Raw genomic sequence first — 20,795 nt, forward strand, 5'->3', positions numbered from 1 at the left:
GGCGGGGGTTGCTCCACAGCCCTTGTACTTTAAACTATAAACCTTTAGAGTGGTATGTTTCCATGTTTCCTGTCAATTCTCAATATTTCCTTGTTCTCCAGCATACTAAAGGCTTTCAGAAGTTTTCTCCGTGTGTCTTTGGGTTTGATCACTTCATCAATAAATCCGCGTTGTGCCGCCTTAAACGGATTGGCAAATTTTTCGGCATATTCCTTTTCCTTTTCTGAAAGTTTTAATTCAGGATCTTCCGCAGCTTTGATCTCTTTTCTAAAAATGATCTCACTGGCCCCTTTTGCGCCCATTACGGCAATTTCGGCAGTAGGCCAGGCGAAGTTGAGATCGGCTCCAATGTGTTTGGAGTTCATTACATCATAAGCGCCGCCGTAGGCTTTACGCGTAATTACCGTTACCCTTGGAACAGTTGCTTCGCTAAGAGCATAAAGTAATTTTGCGCCGTGAAGAATGATCCCGTTCCACTCCTGGTCTGTTCCCGGCAAAAAGCCTGGCACATCAACAAGAACGAGCAACGGAATATTAAAACAGTCGCAGAAACGTGTAAAACGGGCCGCTTTTCTGGAAGATTCAACATCCAAGACCCCTGCAAGGCTCATAGGCTGGTTGGCAACAATACCAATGCTCCTGCCGCCCAGGCGTGCAAAACCCACAATAATATTATCGGCGTAATTTTTATGGATCTCAAAAAAGCTATTTTCGTCTATAATTCCTTTGATCACCTCGTGCATATCATAAGGCTTGTGCGAACTGTGGGGTACTATAGATTCCAGCTCTTCGCGCAGCTCATCCCCAAATTCATAAGGCAGTTTTTCAGGGCAATGCTTGTTATTCTGCGGCATGTAGCTCAGCAGCTTTTTGATGTCTTCCAGACAGCTGATATCATTTGCCGCGGTGCGATGGGTTACCCCACTTTTTGTGGAGTGGGTGCTGGCACCACCCAGTTCTTCGGAAGTCACTTCTTCATTGGTCACCGTTTTTACCACATTTGGGCCGGTAACGAACATATAACTTGTATCCTGAACCATGAATGTGAAATCGGTCATGGCCGGGGAATAAACTGCCCCGCCGGCACAGGGCCCCATAATGGCTGATATCTGCGGAATAACTCCTGAAGCCTGGACATTCCTGTGAAAAATATCGGCATAGCCTCCAAGCGACTTCACCCCTTCCTGGATCCTGGCTCCCCCCGAATCATTGAGCCCAATGACGGGAGCACCTACCTTCATCGCATGGTCCATCACTTTACATATCTTTTCGGCGTGGGTTTCAGACAGGGAGCCCCCAAAAACGGTAAAATCCTGTGCAAAAATATAAACAAGTCGGCCGTTTATGGTACCGTAGCCGGTCACCACCCCGTCGCCGTAGTACTGTTGCTCTTCCATCCCAAAATCGGTGGTACGGTGCGTCACAAGGATCCCGATCTCTTCAAAAGAACCTTCATCCAGCAGATAATCTACCCGTTCACGAGCAGTAAGTTTTTTTTGTTGATGTTGTTTTGCTATTCTTTTTTCGCCGCCGCCTTTTAGGGCTTCGGCAATTTTCTCTTCCAGCTTTTTAGTATTGTCGCTCATAAATTTTGCTTCCGGTTTTACTTGTTGGGTAATCGCAGTTGTTCCCTGTCTTTCAAATATTGCTTTAGTGCCACAAGGGCAGCAAGCTCGGCTTCTTCACGGGTTTGAGCTTCCAGTTTTTCTGCGGAATAATATTTTTTCACAAAATGTGTATCAAAATTGCCACTTTTGAAAGCCTCGTGTTCAAATACGAACTTTCCAAAAGATAAAGTGGTATCAACACCTTTTACTTCATATTCACTAATGGCCTTCAGCATGCGCTGAATGGCTTCTTCACGGGTTTTTCCGTAGGTAATGAGTTTGGCCAGCATGGGATCGTAATAGATGGGAACTTCCATGCCCTGTTCAAAACCGTCGTCAAGCCTCACCCCTTCTCCTGTAGGCCCCTGGTACTTTTCGAGCAGGCCAACACTGGGCATGAAATCTTCCAAAGGATCTTCGGCATAGACCCGAAGCTCAACGGCGTGGCCTGTAATGTTTAGGTCTTGTTGTGAAAATGCCAAAGCCTCGCCTCGGGCAATCTTTATTTGCTGCTCTACCAGGTCTATCCCGGTGATCAATTCGGTGACGGGATGCTCTACCTGCAGGCGGGTATTCATTTCTAAAAAATAGAAGTTTTTATTTTCGTCCATGAGGAATTCTACCGTACCTGCACCCACGTAATCACAGGCCCTGGCCACTTTTACAGCGGCTTCCCCCATTTTTTTCCGCAGGTCTTCATCAAGAATTACTGAAGGTGCTTCTTCCACCACTTTTTGATGGCGCCTTTGAATGCTGCACTCCCGCTCAAAAAGGTGCAGAAAATTGCCGTGGGTATCGGTAAGTACCTGTATCTCGATGTGCCGCGGACTCCCCACATATTTTTCTATAAAGACAGAACCGTCACCAAAAGCCGATTCGGCTTCACTAATGGCGCGCTTCATCTGGTCTTCAAGATCCTTTTCTTCTTCGACGATGCGCATGCCTTTCCCGCCACCTCCGGCCGATGCTTTGATCAAAATGGGAAATCCGATTTCCGAAGCTATTTTTCTGGCTTTATCGGGATCTGTGATCGCCTCGTCAATTCCCGGCACCATGGGAATGTCGTACTTCTTCACCGCATCTTTTGCAGCCAGCTTACTCCCCATGATCCTGATAGCCTTTGAACCCGGACCAATCCAGGTAAGGCCATTTTTTTCTACTTTTTCGGCAAATTCGGCGTTTTCACTTAAAAAACCATAGCCGGGATGAATCCCCTCCACACCCAGCTCTTTTGCGACCTCAATGATCTTGTCCCCTTGCAGGTAAGACTGGTTTGAAGGCGCTTCTCCTATGCAAACGGCCTCATCTGCAAATTTCACATGAGGCGCGTTACGATCTACCGTAGAGAACACGCCCACGGTCTTAATCCCCATTTTTTGGGCCGTCTTCATGATTCTCAAGGCTATTTCACACCTGTTTGCTACTAATATCTTTTTCATTTTATTACCTCTGTTTCCTTAGTTGATTCTGCTAAACGACCATAAAAGATTCCTCCCTTTGGGTGGAATGACAAACTATAAATTTTAAACCCTGAACGAAAATTTATTCCATTTCAATAAGCAACTGGTTTTTGTCTACAGTTTGCCCTTTTTGAACCTCTACGGTCTTTACGACCCCGTCACGTGGCGCGGTCAAAGTATTTTCCATTTTCATGGCTTCAAGGACCAAAAGGTAGTCACCTTCTTTCACCTCATCTCCAGGTGTTACCTGTACATCGAGGATTAGGCCGGGCATGGGGGCTTTAATGTCGTTGATCACCTGTGCAGCGGCAAGGCTAAGGCCCATGTCTTCAATGAGCAGATCGAGCTCATTGAAAATTTTCACCTCATAGGCTGCCGAATTTACTCTTATTGTATACGAACGTTCTAAAAAATCGGATTTTTGAATGCTGGTTGTAAACGAACGATGTTTTTGGAGTACGTGGCCAGCGCCCGAAGCATTAGCCTGTAAATCAAGAACTTCTATTTGTTCCCGGCTAAACTCAAACTGCATGCTGTCGTTTACCTTTACTTTATATTTTTCTTCCATTTCTGCGGTTTTTATGCGCTTTTTGGTAAATATAAAAAATAATAATCCGGGATTTTTAAGAAATTTTGAATAACAGGCAAAAAAAAAAGTCACCCAAAGGTGACTTTTTCACTCAATATTTCAAGCCTCATTACCTGAACAATTCCTGAATATCCTGTGGTACGGGCATGGGCCGCAAAGGCGGAACATTGGCGCCTCCTGTATTTCCCAAAGGGATCTTTCCCACAAAAGATTTAACACCTCCAACCAGCAGGCGGGGCAACTGCCCCAGGATTTCTTTGGCATCTTTTACAGCTATCCCAAACTTCAGCATAAGCCAGTGAGCATACGAATGTTCATATGGGTAAGCCTGCCCTATAATATGCGCCCGCTCAAGATGATGCCAGGCATGTATAAAATCCCCCTGCCTAAAAGCCCATTTGTACTGAACCAGTTCGCGCAAGTAAAAGTATTTTAGCCGCTTCGGAATTTTGGTGTAAAACTTCATCTTTGAAGGTTAGCTGAACTTTTTAATGTCTTCACTTAAATCATAGACTTTTGTCTTCGGAAAGTGGTTTTCAAGGATGCTGCTTCCGGCTGAAGACCTGTAACCACCTGCACAATGCACCAGGATAGGTTTATCTGCAGGGATTTGGTTAGCGCGTTCCCTTAATTCGTTTAGAGGAATGCTAATCGCGGCATCAAAGATCTTCTCCTGGGCTACTTCACTTTCATTCCTGATGTCAACAATGGTGTATTTTTCTTTATGGGCTTTGAAGTCTTCAAGATCAAACTGAGCAGAGTTTTCCACGACATTTTGGGATAAGGTCACTATACCCCTCACCTGCTTTTCATAACCTATCTTGGCCGTACGCTCCAAAATATCGCCCACCTGCGCTACGCCCTCTACCACCAGGTAAAAAGGTTCTTCAGGCTTTACAATGGCCCCCAGCCAGGTTTCAAATTTATCATTTTCACTGCGGGCCATAATGTTTATGCTGTTCGATAAATGCCCTTTTTTAAAGATATCGCCATCACGTACATCAACCACTGTGATTCCTTCTTCCACTTTATCTGCCAAAAGCTGAAGTTTAACGGCCGCTTTGGTCTGCTGCACATTCTCGGCTCCGGTCTTGTTCACATCAACATTAAACCCGAAATAATGCGGAATAAATGGCTGGTCTTGTAGAATAGTCTGCACAAATTTTTCTTCTGTCTGCTCCTGAAATGCCCAGTTGTATTTACGTTCATTCTCAAGGGTGCTGCTGGAAGCTGTGCTCATGTTCTTTCCGCAGAGAGAACCTGCCCCGTGTGCCGGGTAAACCAATGCCTCACCCGGTAGATCGTTGTATTTGTTCTGCATGGTATGGTACATGGCCTTTGCCAGTTCTACACGTTTGGCAGTCATGTTCCCTACTTTCTCCCTAAGGTCGGGACGGCCTACATCTCCAATAAACAGCGTGTCTCCGGTAAAGAGGGCTACTTCCCCCTTATCTTCAGCAACAATAGTGATACTGTCTGGTGAATGTCCGGGGGTATTAAGAGCTTTAAAACTTACCTGCCCCATTTTAAAAGACTCTCCTTCATCAAAAGCCTTGTGCGCATAATCGGCACCAAGAAGTTTGCTCACATAGATAGTGGCACCTGTTTGTTCGTGGATCTGGCAATGCGCACTCACAAAATCGGCATGAGGATGGGTCTCAAAGACAGCGACAATTTTTGCATTTTCCTCTTCGGCATACCGGTAATACTGCAACGGGTTGCGACCCGGATCTACCAGGGCCATTTTACCATCACTTACTATGGCATAAGAATAATGTGCGAGAGGACTATCTTTAAATTGTTTGATTTTCATGTTTTGTAATTTTAATTCTTCGGCTACGGGCATTCCCGATAAAAAACTAAAGCAAAAATACCTTTTTTTGGAAGGATGATCCGTAACAAGAGTTACAGAAGACTATCATGATGGTTTTCAATGTTTAAGCTATTCAAATTCCGCACAATCCTGTGAAGGAACGTAAACCCCAGCAGCCTGTTGGTACACAAGGCTAGCCCCAAGATGGCCGGTATAGGTAAGGGTACCGGTACCGGTGGCCAGCAGGAGAATCATGATCAACCTGAAAAACATATTCTTAAAAATGGGATATTTGAGCTGTCTTAAAAGATCTACCCCCAGGCCTGCAGAAAAGAACCAGGCAGTGGCCCAGGCCATATTCTCATGTTCCTTTAAGATGGTAGGATCGCAAATTTTTCGGGAGACAATCCCATCGGCAAGATCACCGGTAAAAACGGAGATCCAGAGCGTGACCAGCCCGGCTATCAATAAAACCGTCCCTCCTCTTTCCCACACTTCTCTTGAATATTTTAGCGCAACCACCTTAAAGAGGAAGGCTACCACCAGCAGGGCGATGGGGAAATGGACAGACAGAGGATGAAAAACCTCTGTCCGCCAAAAATCGGGTATTTCTTCCATATTTATTGCAGCACCCGCACAGCAAGCGGATTAAGGCGTTTACCTTTTTTTTCCACATCAACTTCTACTTCCATACCTTCTTCAAGTACAGAAAACTCTACCCTGCTCCCATTGCGGCTAAGCTCGGTACTGTCGGTAAAATACAGCTCGAGTATCTGGTTGTCGTCAGTTTCCACATAGATCTCCGTTTTGGAGGGTTCTACTTCCTGGATGGTTCCCTGGTAAGTTCCCGATTCTACCACACTTGTACTTTCACCACAGGCGAAGAACAAAAATATAGCAGAAATTAATACGGTGTTGAGCAATCTGGTTTTCATAAGTTGCATATTGGTTTCCAAATAATTTCAATACCTCTAATTTACTTAAAAGCAGGCTCTCCCCAAAACCCTGTCTGCTAATTATAAGCTTGTTCCCGGAAATATCACAAGCTGAAGCAGTTTACTAAACCCATAATATCCCAAACCTGATGTTTGCCATAAAAAAGCTGGCACAGCTTATTACTTTTTCTGGGCCACAAACCGAATTACTGCCCCCAGGCCGTCATGCCCGGTCCCTTCTTTTAAATCTACTTCGGTTTCATACAGTTCAAGGAAGTTAAGGCTTCCAAAATCCTCTTTTATTTCTTCTATTGAAAATAGTAAAGCTTCCTCTTTGGGTCCCCCAACCTTCGGGTTTTTCTCCTGATATTTCTTATGTTTTTTGCTGAAGCCTTCAAAGAATATCAATCCGTCCCTTCGAAGATAGGAAATCAATAATTCGTGGTATTTTTTCCTCACTTCCACAGGAAAATGAGCATAGACCAGGGCTATGGCATCAAAATCCCCTTTTTCAAACCCCAGGGAGGGCAGGTCCCCTACCCTGTAATCTAAGGCTACCTTATGTTTTTCAGCCAGTTTTAAAGCTTTTCTTTTACCTGCCTCACTTTGGTCAAACGCTGTTACCTTCCAGTCACATTTTGCCGCAAAGACTGCATTTCGGCCTTCACCTTCAGCAGCAAAGAGAATTTCGCCCGGGTCAAATTGCGTAAATCTCGAATGAAAATATTCATTCGGAACCTCGCCGTAAACATATTCTTCTGTACTGTAGCGTTCATCCCACATTTCTTTCATGGTAGTTGTTTTATTGTTTCTTCTGAAAACTGCAAAAAGTAAAGTTCTGTGATTTTCCCGAAGGAGTCTGGTGGTCTACATTCTTCCCGTTTAACATACTGAATTCCTTCTCAAACAGCTGGCACAGGTTGTTCACTGAATACCGCTGCACTTCGAGCCCGCTGCATTTTTCAGGGCCTCGTTCCGAAAAGGTACCCATAATTACATAGCCGCCCGGTTTTACAGCATTTTTCAGCTTTTCCAAATAAGCCTGCTTTTCCTGCCCTGCAGTAAGAAAATGAAAAGCAGCCCGGTCGTGCCAAAGGTCGTACTGCCTCTCGGGTTCAAAATTTGAAACATCGGCTACAATCCATTTCACCTCATCGGCCTTTTCACACATGCGTTCTTTTGCACGGGCGATGGCCTTAGAAGAAATATCAACCACGGTCACATTTGTATAGCCGAGGGAAATAAGAAATTCGGCCAGGAAACTATCCCCTCCGCCAATATCAATTATGGCTGCGTCTTCCGAAATTCCGCAGCTCCTTATAAGCTCAAGGGAGATTTGAGGCATGGGTTCATACCAGCTCACCTCTGTAGGTGCTTTTTCAGAATATACCTTATCCCAGTGTTGCCGACTCCCGTTCATATTGTTCAGTTTTGTTTTCTTCAAAAAGCCACCATGGCTCCTGTTGATATTCCGAAGAAAGATCTACAATTTCCCCGATTTTTGGAGATACATAATTTAATTTCGATGCTCTGGCCGCCGTGACAAAACGCTGTATGGGCTCGTTCCAGGGGTGGTATGACAAAACAAATTTTGCCCAGTGCACCGGTACCAGCTTTTTTGCCTGCAGGTCTTGCGCGGCCTGTACCGTTTGCTCCGGGAACATGTGAATTTGAGGCCAGTACTTCCCGAATTGCCCGCACTCCAGCAGCGCAAGGTCAAAAGGCCCAAATTTCTCCCCAATTTTCTTAAAGCTGTTGTCGTAACCCGAATCTCCACCAAGAAATATCCTGAAGTCAAAAAGTTCGAGCACAAAAGAAGACCATAAGGTTTGAGCCCGTTTAAAGCTGCGGCCCGAAAAATGCCGCGCCGGGGTGGAGGTCATTTTCACCCCCTTGCAAAGCTGCACCGCCTCCCACCAATCGAGCTCGTAAATTTTGCCATTTTTGACACCCCAGCTTTCCAGGTGCGCCCCAACTCCCAAAGCAGTGACCACTTTTTCAACTTTTGGCAGCAGTTTTTTGATGCTGGGATAATCCAGATGGTCGTAATGATCGTGTGTAATGACCAGCAGGTCGATCTTCGGCATATCTTCAGCATTAAAAATATCTGCCCCCTCAAAAGCTTTTCCGAAGAAGCGAAAGGGAGATGCATTTCCGCTAAAAACAGGGTCTACCAGCACCCTAAAGCCATTAATTTGAAGCAGGTATGACGAATGCCCAAACCACACCAACTGCGGTTTGTTTGGAGGGAGCTTTTTGAGACTGGGTTTTAAGTGCGGCAGTTCGCCCGAAGGCCTCACCGAAGACGGCCTGAAAATCATCTTTTTGAGAATGGTGAACACAGAGGTATCTCCGGGGTTTACCGAAGTTTCTTCTACATTCTTAAAACTGCCCTCCCGGTAATTAGGTGAGTTCTTTATGCGCTGCAGGCGATTGCCGGCCGGGGTTTTTCCAAACCTGTTCATCATGGCTTATCAAATTCTTCCTTTAAATTTAGGAAAAAATCTGCCGGTATTCCTTTTATAAAATACGTATTCAGGAAAGATCTTTAAAAGCAGTTTTTCTTCATACCTGCTTTTGAAGTAAAACAACAGGTACAGCAGCAAAGAAATAAGCATTTTATAACCCGAACCCAGCCAGATGGAAAGGCCAAAAGCCATAAAAATAATCCCGGTATAAATGGGATGGCGCGCAAAGGCAAAAACCCCGCTGGTGATAAGTTTTGCCCCTTTTACAGGACTGGGGAAAGGCGATAGGGCCGAATTAAGCTGCACAAAGGCCATAAGCACCAGCACAAAACCTATCACAGCAAATCCCAGCCCCAGCCCGTGAAGGTTGTTTGATAATTCAAAATGCCAGGCTGCTACCGGAATGAACCACACGAGCATAAGCAAAACCTGAAGTGCGACAAAAATCTTATCCTTTTTGGGAACAGCCATATTTCTGAATTAATATATACACCTGAGTAAATTTCACCTTCCGGAAGGTATAATGAGAATAAAATAAAGATTTAAAAATTATTTTCCCATCTCGTCTTCTCCAGTCTTCAAAATTTTGATCATGCCGAAAGACTTCATTAAATGAAAAAGCCCCGGGAGGATCACACCTCCTCCAATGATCAACATCATCCCGAGATTACTTATTACGCTTTGAGGCGGCAGCCCTTCCAACAGACTCAGCTCTTTTTCTGCCGTAATGATTATGTATGGGAAATGGGCATAAAGGGCAGCAAAAAGTACCAGCACCACCTGCAAACCTGCCAGGTACCTGCTGGCGATGCGGTTTTGCCTGTTAATGGCCCGCCATAGCGGAACCAAAAGAAAGGCCGATAGCCCAACTGCAGCCAGTGAAACGGGATTATGAATAAAATCCCTGATAAACTTCACGTCTTGCACATAGCCGTAAATAATCAGAATAAAACCCAGAACAACCAGGGCGATTGTAAAATAAGCGGATTTACGGCTGAAGATCTTTCGCACCTCGCCTTCAGTTTCACCAATGAGCAAAGTGGAGGCAAGAAAAGCACAGAGTGCCGCATAGAAAAGCCCCACCAAAAGCGTAAAGACATTGAACCAGGGTAACATGTAAAGGTCTACAAAGCTGTACCTGGCAAAATCTTCAGCAAGAATGATCTTTCCGCCTATGAGGGCACCAAAAGACATACCTAAAAAAACCGGAGTGATAAAGCTTGATATCCTGAACATCCAGTTATACCACACCTGCGACTCGTCTACAATGGCATCGTAATGCCGAAAAATGAATGCGACGCCTCTCATGGTGATGCCCAGCAGAACAAGCACAAAAGGCACGTGCAAATAGATCACGATCACATTGAAGTAAACCGGAAAGGCTATCCATAAGATCACGATAAGGATGATGAGCCAGATGTGGTTGGCTTCCCACACCGGCCCCATCACCCTGTAGATGGTGTCCCGGGTGGTTCTTTTATTTCGTGGGGAAGAAAATAATTCTACTATCCCCGCGCCAAAATCGGCACCGCCCAGTAACACGTAAAGCAACAGGGAAAATAACAGGAAGAAAAGGACTACATAAAGCATAACTAATCTTTTTCGGAATTAAGTACTTTGATCTGTCTTCTCATCAGCCAGGTGACGGTAAGGGCAAGCACGAGGTACACCACCACGTACATGTAAAAACTAAATTCCATTCCCGGCATGGGCGTAACGGCCTCGCTGGTTTTCATAAAACCGTAAATGATCCATGGCTGGCGGCCTACTTCGGTCACCACCCAGCCTGCTTCTACCGCAATAAAGCCCAAAGGGGCCAGAAAGACAAAGAGCAGCCAGTACCAGTTCCGTTTTAAAAGTGATTTGTACTTAAGGCTAATAAAATAAAGCAACCCGGCCAGCATGAGCAGGGTCCCGATTCCCACCATGACCTGGAAAGCGTAGTGCACCACTGCCACCGGCGGAAGTTCATCTGCCGGGAAATCCTTTAATCCCACAACTTCGGCATCAAAATCCCCGAAGGCCAGAAAAGAAAGTGCCCCGGGAATTGCTATTTTATGAGAAACTGTTTGTGTTTCTTCATCTACTATCCCTCCAATATAAAGCGGCACATTGGTATCAGTTTCGTAATGCGCCTCCATGGCAGCCAGTTTCACCGGTTGCCGCTCTGCAATATCTTTTGCTGAAAAATCTCCGCTCAAAGGCTGAAGAAATGCAGCTACCGCACCAAATACAATGGCGATTTTAAACGCTTTTTTATGAAGTTCGGGCCTTTTATTGCGGTAAACCTGAAAAGCATGTACTCCTGCCACCGCAAAGCTCGTGGCCACAAATGCCGCTAAGGTCATGTGCAAAGCCTGGGTGAACCAGGCCGGGTTCAACAAGGCCTGCACCGGATCAATATTGATATATTCCCCATTCACATAATCAAAACCCGTTGGCGCATTCATCCAGCCATTGGCCGACACCACCAGGATTCCCGATGCCACACCAGATATCCCGATAATAATCCCTGTAAACCAATGGAATTTTTTGGGCAGCTTGTGCCAGCCGTAGAGGTAAAACCCCAGGGCGATAGCTTCAACAAAAAATGCTGCCCCTTCAAGCGAGAAAGGCATCCCAATAATAGGGCCGGCATGTTTCATGAACTCGGGCCACAGCATACCCAGTTCAAAAGAAAGGGCAGTTCCCGAAACTGCTCCTGTCACAAAGAAAATAGCCACGCCTTTTTGCCAGGCCTTGGTCAATTCCAGATACAGGGGGTTGCGGGTATTGAGCCACTTCTTGTGCGAGACCACCATAAAGAAAGGCATCACCATCCCAATACAGGCGAAGATGATATGAAACCCGAGGGTAAAGGCCATCTGTAAACGTGCAAAATCAAGATTTTCCATTAACATTGAATTTATGTTGAGCAAAAGGTCCTGAAAATGCCATTTTCAGGGATCCTTTAAAAAATTTCCTTCCAGAAAATATACAGCCCCATCACCAGCACAAACCAGCCAAATCCTTTCTTCAGCTTTTTTCCGTCGATAAACTTATTGAGCCAGATTCCCAGGTAGATCCCGCCAATCGAGATGGCGGTAAATACCAGGAGAAAGCCCCAGTTGATCTCCAGGTTTTGCACATCTCCAATAAAACCTATCAAAGATTTTACGGCAATAATCACCAGTGACGTGGCTACCGCCTTCTTCATGGGTAGTTTTGCCATGAGCACCAGTGCCGGAATGATCAAAAAACCGCCGCCGGCACCTACAATTCCGGTGAGTACCCCCACAACTGCTCCTTCCAGGGTGATGAACAAATAGTTATACCTCACCCGCTTTGGTTTGGCATCTTTTTCTGAAGGTTCCAGAATCATGGAGACCGAAGCCATCACCATGATAAGCGCAAAGAACAACATGATCCCAATATTCTTTGTGATCGTGAGGTCTCCAATGCTAATGATGGTTTCGGGTATGGCCGGAACTAAATATTTTCGGGTAAGGTAAACAGCGATAAAAGCAGGGATGGAAAATACAAGGGCGGTTTTAAGGTCTACCCTTTTTTTCTGAAAGTTTTTTACCGATCCAAACAAAGAGGTCGCCCCTACTACAAATAAGGAATATGCTGTTGCCGTTACAGGGTTTACAGAAAGCAGGTACACCAGCACCGGAACAGTTAAAATGGAACCGCCCCCGCCAATAAGCCCCAGCACCACACCAATTATTAAAGCTCCTACATACCCAAGAATTTCTGTTATTCCCATCATAAATATTTTGAGCCCAAAATTAGCTTTTCATAGCTGCAGGGTCTGTAACAAAGGTCACATTTAAAGGTCATAGACCATGATGCTGTTGCGCTGAAGCTCAATTTTCCCATCGAGTTCAAGTTTTTTAAGAAGTCGAGACACCACGACCCTAGAGGTGTGAAGGTCATACGCAATCTCCTGGTGCGTCACCTGTATCTGTTCGTTTTTATTGATCTTGGCCTTGTCTTGCAGGTACTTCATAAGGCGCTCATCCATATGCAAAAACGCGATGGTATCAATGGTATCAAGCATTTCTGTTAGCCGGCTGTGATAACTTTCAAACACAAAATTCCGCCAGCTCTTAAAGGCTGCGGTCCATTCTTCCATCTTTTCTACGGGAATCATCACCAGGCTGGTATCTTTTTCGGCCACGGCACGTATCTCGCTCCTGGTTTGGCCCAGGCAGCACGACAGCGTCATGGCGCAGGTATCGCCACGCTCCAAAAAGTACAGCAAAAGTTCATCGCCGTCTTTGTCTTCGCGCATCACCTTAATGGCGCCCTCGAGCAACAACGGCATCTGCTTTACGTAATCTCCAATATCAATAATTACCTCGCCCGACCGCACTTTTTTAAGGCTGCCAAACTTCAGCATCTCCTGCAGCAGTGCTTCCTCAAAAATAAAATGGTAGGCGTCTCTTAGTTCTTCTTCGAGCATAGCTGTGCATTTGCTTTGGTAAATTTAGGGTATTTCACACGTTTTTGCCCTACAAATTCCTGGCTTTCCCCGGGCATTTATCGTTAAAAACAGAATATTGAAGAGGTGGGTTTTAATTTCAGTAATTACTTCGGAAGCCTGCCCCGTAAAATGTACAGAGGTTTTCAGGTTTTTGAGAGCTCCGGGTAACTTTATTGCAGGCAACTCTTATTCCTCCCTGAACTGTAGTGCACTGCTATTTCCGGCTTTTTCCGAAGTAACATAAAGGGAGAAACTGCAAACCTGAAGCCTTCCCGCTATTGGAAGATTCCTTATCTTTAGGCCCCACTAAAACGGTATATTTTGAACGCTATTTCTACTGTATCACGGCTCCTGTTGGTCACCACTTTTTTCCTCCTGTATTCCTGTAAGGAAGAAGAAAAAATAACCGAGATGGACCTCCTGTTCTCCTCCCTGCACGACGATCAGGCAAAGTGGTGGCGATACCACAAAACCAACATAGATTTGTCATCCGATTTCTTGCCGCTTGGTGAAGATGGCGACAGCATCTCAAAAAAGGCATTTTTTGAAGCCCTTTTGACAGGGGAATTTATCGCCATAGAAAAGAAATCAAATGCAGCGCGTGATCAGTATCAGCTGTTTAAGCTCACAAAAGAATCTGATGGAGATATTAGCTACACCATCTCGGCCGACAGTTACCGCGAGTACAAACATTTTACTATGGAAGGCCAGCAGTTCCCCGATTTTAACCTGAAAGATCTCGATGGGAAAACGTATACAAAAGAGGCCCTTTTAGGCAAAACCTTGGTGGTAAAAACCTGGTTTCTTAACTGCAAACCCTGTATTGAAGAGATGCCGCAGCTCAATCAACTGGTTGAAGAGTACAGCGAGAATAAAGATGTGGTTTTTCTAAGCCTTTCTCTCGACACCAAAACCGAATTGCAAAAATTCCTTTCTGAAAGAAAATTCAAATATGCGGTTGTGCCCCAACAAAAAGCTTTTATTGAAGATACTTTGGGTTTTTCCATCTATCCAACACATATTATTGTTGAACCTTCAGGAAAGATTAGAAAAGTAGTGAACACCGCCCCCGAAATGATCGCTTCACTCAAATCAATGAATAAGGGTTAAACTCTCGTCCAGGCGCTATTCGCCATAAACTAAATACGAACGACTTAAAAAAAGATTCCCTCCAAAAATGCCATTTTTGGAGGGAATCTTTTTTATCTGCTTTCCAGACCGGCTTTGATCTCGAGCACAGCTGCTTCCCATCTGTTTAAGCCATTTTCAAAAGCTTCTTTCTTTTTAATAAGCTCCTGTTCAGCAAGTTTCCTGTAATGAGAAACACCATCTAACAAATTATTGCAGAAGCCCGTCCAGCCCTTAATATCTCTGGGCACCGGATTAAAGGTGTTCTTAATTTCCTCTTTTAAGTACTCCACATAAAGCTGCAGTTCCTTAACGAACATATGAGGGCGTTGAGGATCTACCGGCAACTCCTGCCTTCCGTAAATATGACTGGTCATTTCCTGCAGGCTGGCTTCCTTGCTGTAGTTCACAATATTTGGGCCGGGGCAAATGGTTACGGCATCAAGTTTTTCTACAATTGGCACCTTATAGTTAATCCCGGCCGAGTTGCTAAGGCCAATACAAAGACATTCTTTGCTTAGCAGGTCATCTACCTGCAGTTGATATTCTTCTTCAGGCAAACCGGCCTTTGCCAGCTGCTCCAGCTTAAGCTTTTGATATTTTCTCGAGGCTGTGCAAATAGGTTCTTTGGTGAACTCGGTATTGGAGACCAGGTACTTTTCTGTACAGGGGCTTCCGGGTTTTCCGCGGTCAATTCTTTGCTGCCTTTCTTCGTGGGCTGTGGTATTTTTCAGGTAATTAAAACGCACTCCCAGCGGGGAGGCTTTACTAAGCACCACATCATTCTCTTTACTTTTCCGAAGCAATTCAAGCGTGCCCGCATCTACAGTTGTAGCTTCGGGGCACAGCAAAAATGGCGTGCCCCAGCCGGTGCCGTTAACGCCGTAGTAACCGTAAAGCAACTGTTGCTCGGCTGCAGTGCCTATGCCTCCCTGCACCGTAATGTTAACGGGGTGGGGCTTATCAAAACCTTCTTCCCCCCTGGCCTGTATCGCCGGATTATAAAGGCTGAAAAGCGCCTGCTCCAGTTCATCTTTTTTACTTCGGAATTCTTCCAGAATGGGGCCCAGCAAATATCCCTGGGTGGCAAAAGCATGTCCGCCACAATTCAAGCCCGATTCAATCCTGAATTCGCTCACCCAAATGCCTTTTTTGGCAAGGTATTTCCCCTGAATTAAGGCCGAACGATAATCGCTCACCTTGATGATCACCTTCTTTTTGAACCGGCCCCAGCCCAGAGCATCAAATTCCCTGAAGTTCTCAAGATAATTGAACAACCGCGGATTCATACCCGCAGAAAAGATCACAGCCGAATTTTCAAGATCACTTTTGGCATAAGCTTTAAGGGCGCCAAGAGCATCAGAACCATCTGGTAAGATCTCCCCGCTTTTGCCGGTATTGTTCTTGTCTACTTTGGTCATGATATTGACCTCGATGCCACCGGGGCTCATGTGCTTCCTCAGAAAACTTTCCAGCTCGGCTTTTGCCTCGCCATGGGCCTGCAAAAACTGGTGGTATTTCTCTTTGAGGCCGCTTTCTTCGGGCAGCATCTCGAAATACTTCACGATCTCAGAGCCCTTTTCAAAAGCCGAAGACTTGAGCTTTTCAAATTTTGACTGCACATTTCGGTTTACCAGGTTGAGGTAATCGGTAATGCGGCGCACGCGGTAATTTTCTTCATGCTTTTCAATGGGAACGTAGGTCTCATTGTTCTCCTGGTAGTAATGCTTCCTCATCATTTCGATGAGATTGTCTTCAATGATAGACAGCGCCGAGGTTATGCCGTAGTGGGCCACCTTTATTGGCGTATCTATGGTAAACGCTATCCCCATAACCGGGATATGAAACCGGTGGGGCGTTAAATTATATGTCATGTATTAAGGTTTTTAAAGGCAAAACCCCAAAGATGCAGATTACATGACAGCAAAAACATGATCCTGGTCATGTTTTAAATTGCAAACGGGAAGGTGTTGAATATTGTTTATTGGAAATTGAATATTGAATATTCTTTCACTGCCTACTGCCTACTTAGCACTGCCCACTGAATATTGAATATTGAATATTGAATATTGAATATTTTTAACTGAACCACTGCCTACTGAGCACTGCTCACTGAATACTGAATATCAATCCTTTAATAGAGGACCCTAAACCTGATAGTGCCTTCAATTCCTTTCATTTCTTCCACAACCTCTTCGTTATAGGCTTTATTGATATCGGTGATCACATAGCCTATAGATTCGTTGGTTTTTAAATACTGCCCCACAATATTGCAATCGTGCTGGGACAGCAGGTTGTTGATATGCGCGATAATACCGGGCCTGTTGTGGTGAATATGGATAAGGCGATGGGCATTTTCGAGTATGGGCAACTGTAAATTCGGGAAATTGACGCTGTTGGTGGTACTTCCGGTATTGATGTATTCAATAATTTTATTCGGAACAAAATTCCCGATGTTCACCTGGGCTTCTTCGGTACTTCCTCCAATATGGGGGGTTAAAATGACATTTTTGGCACCCCGTAGCTCCGATTCAAACTGCTCTTCGTTGGTTTTTGGTTCCCTGGGGAATACATCTACCCCGGCCCCACGAATCTTTCCGCTGTCAAGATGCTTTTTCAAAGCCTGCAGGTCTACCACGTGCCCCCGACTAAGGTTCAGGAAATACGAACCTTCTTTCATGAGCTCAAACTCTTTTTCTCCAATGAGGTTATGGTTTTCCTTGCGGCCATCAACGTGAAGGGTCACTATATCTGATACCTCAAGCAGCTCTTCAAGGCTGGTGCATTTGGTAGCATTTCCAAGAGCGAGTTTTTCTACTAAATCGTAGTAATAAACGTCAAAACCTATAGCTTCTGCAACCACAGATAGTTGTGCGCCAATATTTCCGTAGCCAACAATTCCCAGTTTTTTTCCGCGGACTTCCCTGCTCCCGTTAGCCGATTTGTTCCAGTTACCGGCATGCATCTCGGCCAGCCTGTCGGGCAGGCCTCTCATCAAAAAGATGATTTCGCCTATGGCAAGTTCAACAACAGAGCGCGTATTGCTAAAAGGGGCATTAAAAACCGCGATGCCTTTTTTGAGGCAGGCCTCCAGGTCAATCTGGTTTGTGCCAATACAAAAAGCCCCCACAGAGATAAGCCTGTTGGCATTTTTAAGCACCTTTTGGGTCACCTGCGTTTTGGAGCGAATTCCCAACACCGAAACGTCTTTGATCTTTTCGGCAAGTTCGTCTTCATCCAGCGCACCTGCAATAGTGGTCACGTTGTAACCTTCATTTTTCATGATCTTTACGGCGTCTTCGTGAACATTTTCGAGGAGCAGCACTTTAATACGATTTTTGGGATAAGAAATAGCTTTGTTCATTTTATGCAGGTATAGAAATTCGTCAAGACTTGGTGTGATATGATCGGCTTTTTCCAAAACATTGCCGCGTTCAACATTTTCAGTAAAAGCATAGAATTTATTGGCAAGGCCCGCGGCTTTGATCTCGTAATCTGTATAGCCGTCTCCAATCACGTAAACATCGCCCTGCAGGTCAAGCCGCTTGAGCATCTCCACTTTTCCGTTGTTTGAAGAGAGCACATTATCGGTATCAAAATTGGTAAGTTTGCCTTCATGATCAGGTTTAAAAGTATTCGCAAAGACATTCTCCTCCCTCACCCCAAATTCTTTTACTATGGGCACTATAAATTCTTTAAACCCATTTGAAATGATATAAATATTCTCGTGGTTTTCTTCAAAGAATTCCCTGTTTCTAATAAAACTGGTAGAGACCTTGCTCCTCAGGCGGTTTACCAGCTGTGGCAGGTGTTCTTCTTCGGCATTGAGCAGGGCCAGGCGCTGTTCAAGAGATTCCCTAAAAGAGAGGTCGCCGGCCATCCCGCTGTTGGTAAGCTCGACAAGGCGTTGAAGCCGCTCCTCTTTTTCATTGTGGTTCTCCAGGGAAATTTCCCCTAAAATATCGAGCGCTTCCACCTGGGTAAATGTGCTGTCAAAATCTATTACAAAATGCCTGTTATTCTTCATGCTGAAATTAAATCATATCACCCCAAAACTAAGCTTTTTCAGGCACACAAAGAAGGTCTCCCGACAAAGAGCCAAAGATTTCGCACATCCTGAATTAATACCGTGGAAATTTAAATTTTTATGAATAATTCTTCATATTACTTAAAATTCTTCATCCAATTTCCGCAGAAAAAAATTGTAACGAAATTCCTGTCACGGCTACTTACCATAAAACTTTGAGATAAATGAAGAACTGGACCCCTATTGGGATAGGTTTTATACTGCCCGGTTTAGCCCTGTACATTTTCGGTAGCCAAAACCTCAATTCCATAGCTGGAAGTATTTTTGGTGCAGGCTGTGGGTTCTTAGCCTATTCCTTTTTTCTAAATCGAAAAAAGAGTAGAGAGACTGCAGCAAGGTCAAACTCAGCCACACCTAAACTCAAAATATGAAAATCAAGAGCTTCTTCATCCTGTTTTCGCTGCTCACAAGCCTAAGTGGCTGCGTGGAAACCACTACCTCAATTGTTCTTCACGACAGTATTCCCCCGGAATTTGCAGTAGACAAAAAGTCCCTAAAAAGGGAAATTTCAGCAATAATTCCTTCGGAAGTAATTTCCTTCAGTTCTTCAAAATCAGAAAAATCGGGAGCGCCAATTCACAATACGCTTTTCATCCAAATCACGCGAGACAGCCTGCCTTCAGGATGGGATTTTTCTGAAGTAACCAATGAAATTGAGGCTGTTGCCAAAAAAGGCATCAGCAATTTTGACGCTTATCAAAAACTTATCATAGAAGTGAGTACTCATGAAGATAAAGACGGTATAAAACACCAGAAATCTTATAAAAAGGAGATCAATTTGTAACAAAGAGTTGCGCCCGGCAAGTTTTAGGAATTTCTTAAGCCACCGCCTGCTCCAAAAAAATGGGAAATTAGCTATCTTCGGAAAAACCAAAAAATAAGAGCTTCTTCGGAAGTTCTTTTTTTGCTCATAAAATCCGAAAAATGACAAACTTCAGGGAAGTAACTACTCAGGAACTTATAGACAGACAAAATAATGGAGCATTAGTTATTGACGTGCGGCCGGTTGATGCCTATAACGGCTGGAAACTGAAAAATGAAGCTCGCGGCGGACATATACAAGGCGCAAAATCGCTACCGGCAAAATGGACGGGTTATATGGACTGGATCGAGATTGTGCGGCACAAAAAAATTGAGGCTTCCCGTGAAATTATCATCTACGGGTACAATCGTGATGAAGCGCAGAATGTAGCCGAAAGTTTTAAAAAAGCAGGCTATTCAAAAATAGCAGTTTTTAACCACTTTCTTGATGAGTGGGTTTCTGATGAAACCTTGCCCATGAGCTATCTTCCTAAGTATAAACAGCTGGTATCGGCGCATTGGGTGAACGAATTGATCTCGGGAGGAAAACCGGCTGAATATGACAACGATAAATATGTGGTGGTACATGCGCATTACCGCAATAGGGACGCATATTTAACAGGCCACATACCCGGAGCGATAGACATGGATACCAACGCCCTGGAATCACCTGAAACCTGGAACCGTCGCAGCCCCGAAGAACTGAAAAAAGCCCTGGAAGAACACGGCATTACCGCCGATACCACCGTTATTCTCTACGGAAAATTCATGTTCCCCGATAATGATGACGAATTTCCCGGAAGTGCAGCCGGGGATATTGGAGCCATAAGAAATGCTTTTATCATGATGTACGCCGGGGTAAAAGACGTAAGGGTGCTCAACGGCGGTTTTCAGTCATGGGAAGATGCGGGCTTTGAGGTGAGCAGGGAAGATGTTCCGAAGCAGGCCGTAAAAGAGTTTGGGGTGAAGATTCCGGCGCATCCAGAGCTGGCCGTAGACGTGCCCGAAGCCAAGGAAATCATAGCTTCACCCGATGCCGAGCTGGTGTGTGTGCGCAGCTACCCCGAATATATTGGCGAGGTAAGCGGCTACAATTATATTGAAGCCAAAGGCCGTATTCCCGGAGCCATTTTTGCCGATTGTGGAAGCGATGCCTACCACATGGAAAACTATAGGAATGTAGACCACACCACCCGGGAATTCCACGAAATCATCGAAAACTGGGAACAAAACGGAATCACTCCCAATAAACATCTCGCCTTCTACTGCGGAACGGGCTGGCGCGGCAGTGAAGCCTGGTTCAACGCCTGGCTTTTGGGCTGGCCGCATGTTTCGGTTTATGACGGCGGCTGGTTTGAGTGGAGCAATGATCCCACCAATCCTTACGAAACAGGCGTACCCGAAACTGTTTAATAACAGATAATCAGGTCTCAGATAAA

General features: G+C 45.0%; 20 protein-coding genes. 3 read left to right on the forward strand and 17 right to left on the reverse strand.

Annotated features, from left to right (window positions below; translation table 11 throughout):
* Positions 1 to 44 precede the first annotated feature (44 nt).
* The 15 genes from JRG66_RS00140 to JRG66_RS00210 form a co-directional block, all read right to left on the reverse strand.
* Positions 45 to 1,586, reverse strand: coding sequence for an acyl-CoA carboxylase subunit beta (locus JRG66_RS00140; protein WP_265163708.1), 1,542 nt, complete (start codon positions 1,584 to 1,586; stop codon positions 45 to 47).
* Positions 1,587 to 1,603: 17 nt separating this feature from the next.
* Positions 1,604 to 3,046 (reverse strand): acetyl-CoA carboxylase biotin carboxylase subunit, encoded by a 1,443-nt coding sequence (accC, locus tag JRG66_RS00145; RefSeq protein WP_265163709.1) that lies wholly within the window; start codon positions 3,044 to 3,046, stop codon positions 1,604 to 1,606.
* A gap of 103 nt (positions 3,047 to 3,149) precedes the next feature.
* On the reverse strand, positions 3,150 to 3,635 hold the full coding sequence (locus tag JRG66_RS00150; protein WP_265163710.1) for an acyl-CoA carboxylase biotin carboxyl carrier protein subunit: 486 nt from the start codon (positions 3,633 to 3,635) through the stop codon (positions 3,150 to 3,152).
* A gap of 130 nt (positions 3,636 to 3,765) precedes the next feature.
* A complete protein-coding gene (locus tag JRG66_RS00155; RefSeq protein ID WP_265163711.1) occupies positions 3,766 to 4,122 on the reverse strand; it encodes a DUF3703 domain-containing protein in 357 nt (118 codons plus the stop codon).
* A gap of 9 nt (positions 4,123 to 4,131) precedes the next feature.
* Entirely contained in the window at positions 4,132 to 5,469 is a 1,338-nt protein-coding gene (locus JRG66_RS00160; protein WP_265163712.1) for an MBL fold metallo-hydrolase, read from the reverse strand.
* 129 nt (positions 5,470 to 5,598) lie between these two features.
* Positions 5,599 to 6,087 (reverse strand): DUF2231 domain-containing protein, encoded by a 489-nt coding sequence (locus JRG66_RS00165; RefSeq protein WP_265163713.1) that lies wholly within the window; start codon positions 6,085 to 6,087, stop codon positions 5,599 to 5,601.
* A gap of 2 nt (positions 6,088 to 6,089) precedes the next feature.
* Positions 6,090 to 6,404, reverse strand: coding sequence for a hypothetical protein (locus JRG66_RS00170; RefSeq protein ID WP_265163714.1), 315 nt, complete (start codon positions 6,402 to 6,404; stop codon positions 6,090 to 6,092).
* A 180-nt stretch (positions 6,405 to 6,584) separates the two neighbouring features.
* On the reverse strand, positions 6,585 to 7,196 hold the full coding sequence (locus JRG66_RS00175; protein ID WP_265163715.1) for a class I SAM-dependent methyltransferase: 612 nt from the start codon (positions 7,194 to 7,196) through the stop codon (positions 6,585 to 6,587).
* A 10-nt stretch (positions 7,197 to 7,206) separates the two neighbouring features.
* Positions 7,207 to 7,824, reverse strand: a complete 618-nt coding sequence (locus JRG66_RS00180) for a class I SAM-dependent methyltransferase (protein WP_265163717.1) — start codon at positions 7,822 to 7,824, stop codon at positions 7,207 to 7,209.
* Entirely contained in the window at positions 7,796 to 8,872 is a 1,077-nt protein-coding gene (locus tag JRG66_RS00185; protein ID WP_265163718.1) for an MBL fold metallo-hydrolase, read from the reverse strand. Before JRG66_RS00185 ends, JRG66_RS00180 begins: the two co-directional genes overlap by 29 nt.
* A gap of 6 nt (positions 8,873 to 8,878) precedes the next feature.
* Positions 8,879 to 9,343 (reverse strand): methyltransferase family protein, encoded by a 465-nt coding sequence (locus tag JRG66_RS00190; protein ID WP_265163719.1) that lies wholly within the window; start codon positions 9,341 to 9,343, stop codon positions 8,879 to 8,881.
* A gap of 78 nt (positions 9,344 to 9,421) precedes the next feature.
* Positions 9,422 to 10,462: a cytochrome d ubiquinol oxidase subunit II gene (locus JRG66_RS00195; protein ID WP_265163720.1), complete on the reverse strand. Its 1,041-nt coding sequence runs from the start codon at positions 10,460 to 10,462 to the stop codon at positions 9,422 to 9,424.
* A 2-nt stretch (positions 10,463 to 10,464) separates the two neighbouring features.
* Positions 10,465 to 11,766: a cytochrome ubiquinol oxidase subunit I gene (locus tag JRG66_RS00200; protein WP_265163721.1), complete on the reverse strand. Its 1,302-nt coding sequence runs from the start codon at positions 11,764 to 11,766 to the stop codon at positions 10,465 to 10,467.
* 56 nt (positions 11,767 to 11,822) lie between these two features.
* The gene (locus JRG66_RS00205; protein WP_265165472.1) at positions 11,823 to 12,620 is read right to left on the reverse strand and encodes a sulfite exporter TauE/SafE family protein; all 798 of its coding nucleotides are present in this window, start codon (positions 12,618 to 12,620) and stop codon (positions 11,823 to 11,825) included.
* 63 nt (positions 12,621 to 12,683) lie between these two features.
* Positions 12,684 to 13,319, reverse strand: a complete 636-nt coding sequence (locus JRG66_RS00210) for a Crp/Fnr family transcriptional regulator (protein WP_265163722.1) — start codon at positions 13,317 to 13,319, stop codon at positions 12,684 to 12,686.
* 342 nt (positions 13,320 to 13,661) lie between these two features.
* Here JRG66_RS00210 and JRG66_RS00215 point away from each other — a divergent pair, with 342 nt between their 5' ends.
* Entirely contained in the window at positions 13,662 to 14,450 is a 789-nt protein-coding gene (locus tag JRG66_RS00215) for a TlpA family protein disulfide reductase (RefSeq protein ID WP_265163723.1), read from the forward strand.
* Positions 14,451 to 14,542: 92 nt separating this feature from the next.
* Here the strand turns inward: JRG66_RS00215 and JRG66_RS00220 are convergent, their stop codons facing one another.
* Together JRG66_RS00220 and serA are read right to left on the reverse strand one after the other, a co-directional pair.
* Positions 14,543 to 16,342, reverse strand: coding sequence for a hypothetical protein (locus JRG66_RS00220; protein WP_265163724.1), 1,800 nt, complete (start codon positions 16,340 to 16,342; stop codon positions 14,543 to 14,545).
* A 260-nt stretch (positions 16,343 to 16,602) separates the two neighbouring features.
* On the reverse strand, positions 16,603 to 18,495 hold the full coding sequence (gene serA, locus JRG66_RS00225) for a phosphoglycerate dehydrogenase (protein WP_265163725.1): 1,893 nt from the start codon (positions 18,493 to 18,495) through the stop codon (positions 16,603 to 16,605).
* Positions 18,496 to 18,922: 427 nt separating this feature from the next.
* Between serA and JRG66_RS00230 the strand changes: the two genes are divergently transcribed.
* Complete coding sequence (locus JRG66_RS00230; RefSeq protein ID WP_265163726.1) at positions 18,923 to 19,339, forward strand: hypothetical protein; 417 nt, start codon at positions 18,923 to 18,925, stop codon at positions 19,337 to 19,339.
* A gap of 140 nt (positions 19,340 to 19,479) precedes the next feature.
* Positions 19,480 to 20,769: a rhodanese-like domain-containing protein gene (locus JRG66_RS00235; RefSeq protein WP_265163727.1), complete on the forward strand. Its 1,290-nt coding sequence runs from the start codon at positions 19,480 to 19,482 to the stop codon at positions 20,767 to 20,769.
* The last annotated feature ends 26 nt before the right edge of the window (positions 20,770 to 20,795 follow it).

Origin of the sequence: Salinimicrobium tongyeongense (genome assembly GCF_026109735.1) — a bacterium.
Classification (GTDB): Bacteria; Bacteroidota; Bacteroidia; order Flavobacteriales; family Flavobacteriaceae; genus Salinimicrobium; species Salinimicrobium tongyeongense.

Excerpts from the sequence above, each read along its gene's own strand:
- JRG66_RS00140 (WP_265163708.1), bottom strand. The coding sequence starts at position 1,586 with ATGAGCGACAATACTAAAAAGCTGGAAGAGAAAATTGCCGAAGCCCTA.
- accC (WP_265163709.1), bottom strand. The coding sequence starts at position 3,046 with ATGAAAAAGATATTAGTAGCAAACAGGTGTGAAATAGCCTTGAGAATC.
- JRG66_RS00150 (WP_265163710.1), bottom strand. The coding sequence starts at position 3,635 with ATGGAAGAAAAATATAAAGTAAAGGTAAACGACAGCATGCAGTTTGAG.
- JRG66_RS00155 (WP_265163711.1), bottom strand. The coding sequence starts at position 4,122 with ATGAAGTTTTACACCAAAATTCCGAAGCGGCTAAAATACTTTTACTTG.
- JRG66_RS00160 (WP_265163712.1), bottom strand. The coding sequence starts at position 5,469 with ATGAAAATCAAACAATTTAAAGATAGTCCTCTCGCACATTATTCTTAT.
- JRG66_RS00165 (WP_265163713.1), bottom strand. The coding sequence starts at position 6,087 with ATGGAAGAAATACCCGATTTTTGGCGGACAGAGGTTTTTCATCCTCTG.
- JRG66_RS00170 (WP_265163714.1), bottom strand. The coding sequence starts at position 6,404 with ATGAAAACCAGATTGCTCAACACCGTATTAATTTCTGCTATATTTTTG.
- JRG66_RS00175 (WP_265163715.1), bottom strand. The coding sequence starts at position 7,196 with ATGAAAGAAATGTGGGATGAACGCTACAGTACAGAAGAATATGTTTAC.
- JRG66_RS00180 (WP_265163717.1), bottom strand. The coding sequence starts at position 7,824 with ATGAACGGGAGTCGGCAACACTGGGATAAGGTATATTCTGAAAAAGCA.
- JRG66_RS00185 (WP_265163718.1), bottom strand. The coding sequence starts at position 8,872 with ATGATGAACAGGTTTGGAAAAACCCCGGCCGGCAATCGCCTGCAGCGC.
- JRG66_RS00190 (WP_265163719.1), bottom strand. The coding sequence starts at position 9,343 with ATGGCTGTTCCCAAAAAGGATAAGATTTTTGTCGCACTTCAGGTTTTG.
- JRG66_RS00195 (WP_265163720.1), bottom strand. The coding sequence starts at position 10,462 with ATGCTTTATGTAGTCCTTTTCTTCCTGTTATTTTCCCTGTTGCTTTAC.
- JRG66_RS00200 (WP_265163721.1), bottom strand. The coding sequence starts at position 11,766 with ATGGAAAATCTTGATTTTGCACGTTTACAGATGGCCTTTACCCTCGGG.
- JRG66_RS00205 (WP_265165472.1), bottom strand. The coding sequence starts at position 12,620 with ATGGGAATAACAGAAATTCTTGGGTATGTAGGAGCTTTAATAATTGGT.
- JRG66_RS00210 (WP_265163722.1), bottom strand. The coding sequence starts at position 13,319 with ATGCTCGAAGAAGAACTAAGAGACGCCTACCATTTTATTTTTGAGGAA.
- JRG66_RS00220 (WP_265163724.1), bottom strand. The coding sequence starts at position 16,342 with ATGACATATAATTTAACGCCCCACCGGTTTCATATCCCGGTTATGGGG.
- serA (WP_265163725.1), bottom strand. The coding sequence starts at position 18,495 with ATGAAGAATAACAGGCATTTTGTAATAGATTTTGACAGCACATTTACC.
- JRG66_RS00230 (WP_265163726.1), top strand. The coding sequence starts at position 18,923 with ATGAAAATCAAGAGCTTCTTCATCCTGTTTTCGCTGCTCACAAGCCTA.
- JRG66_RS00235 (WP_265163727.1), top strand. The coding sequence starts at position 19,480 with ATGACAAACTTCAGGGAAGTAACTACTCAGGAACTTATAGACAGACAA.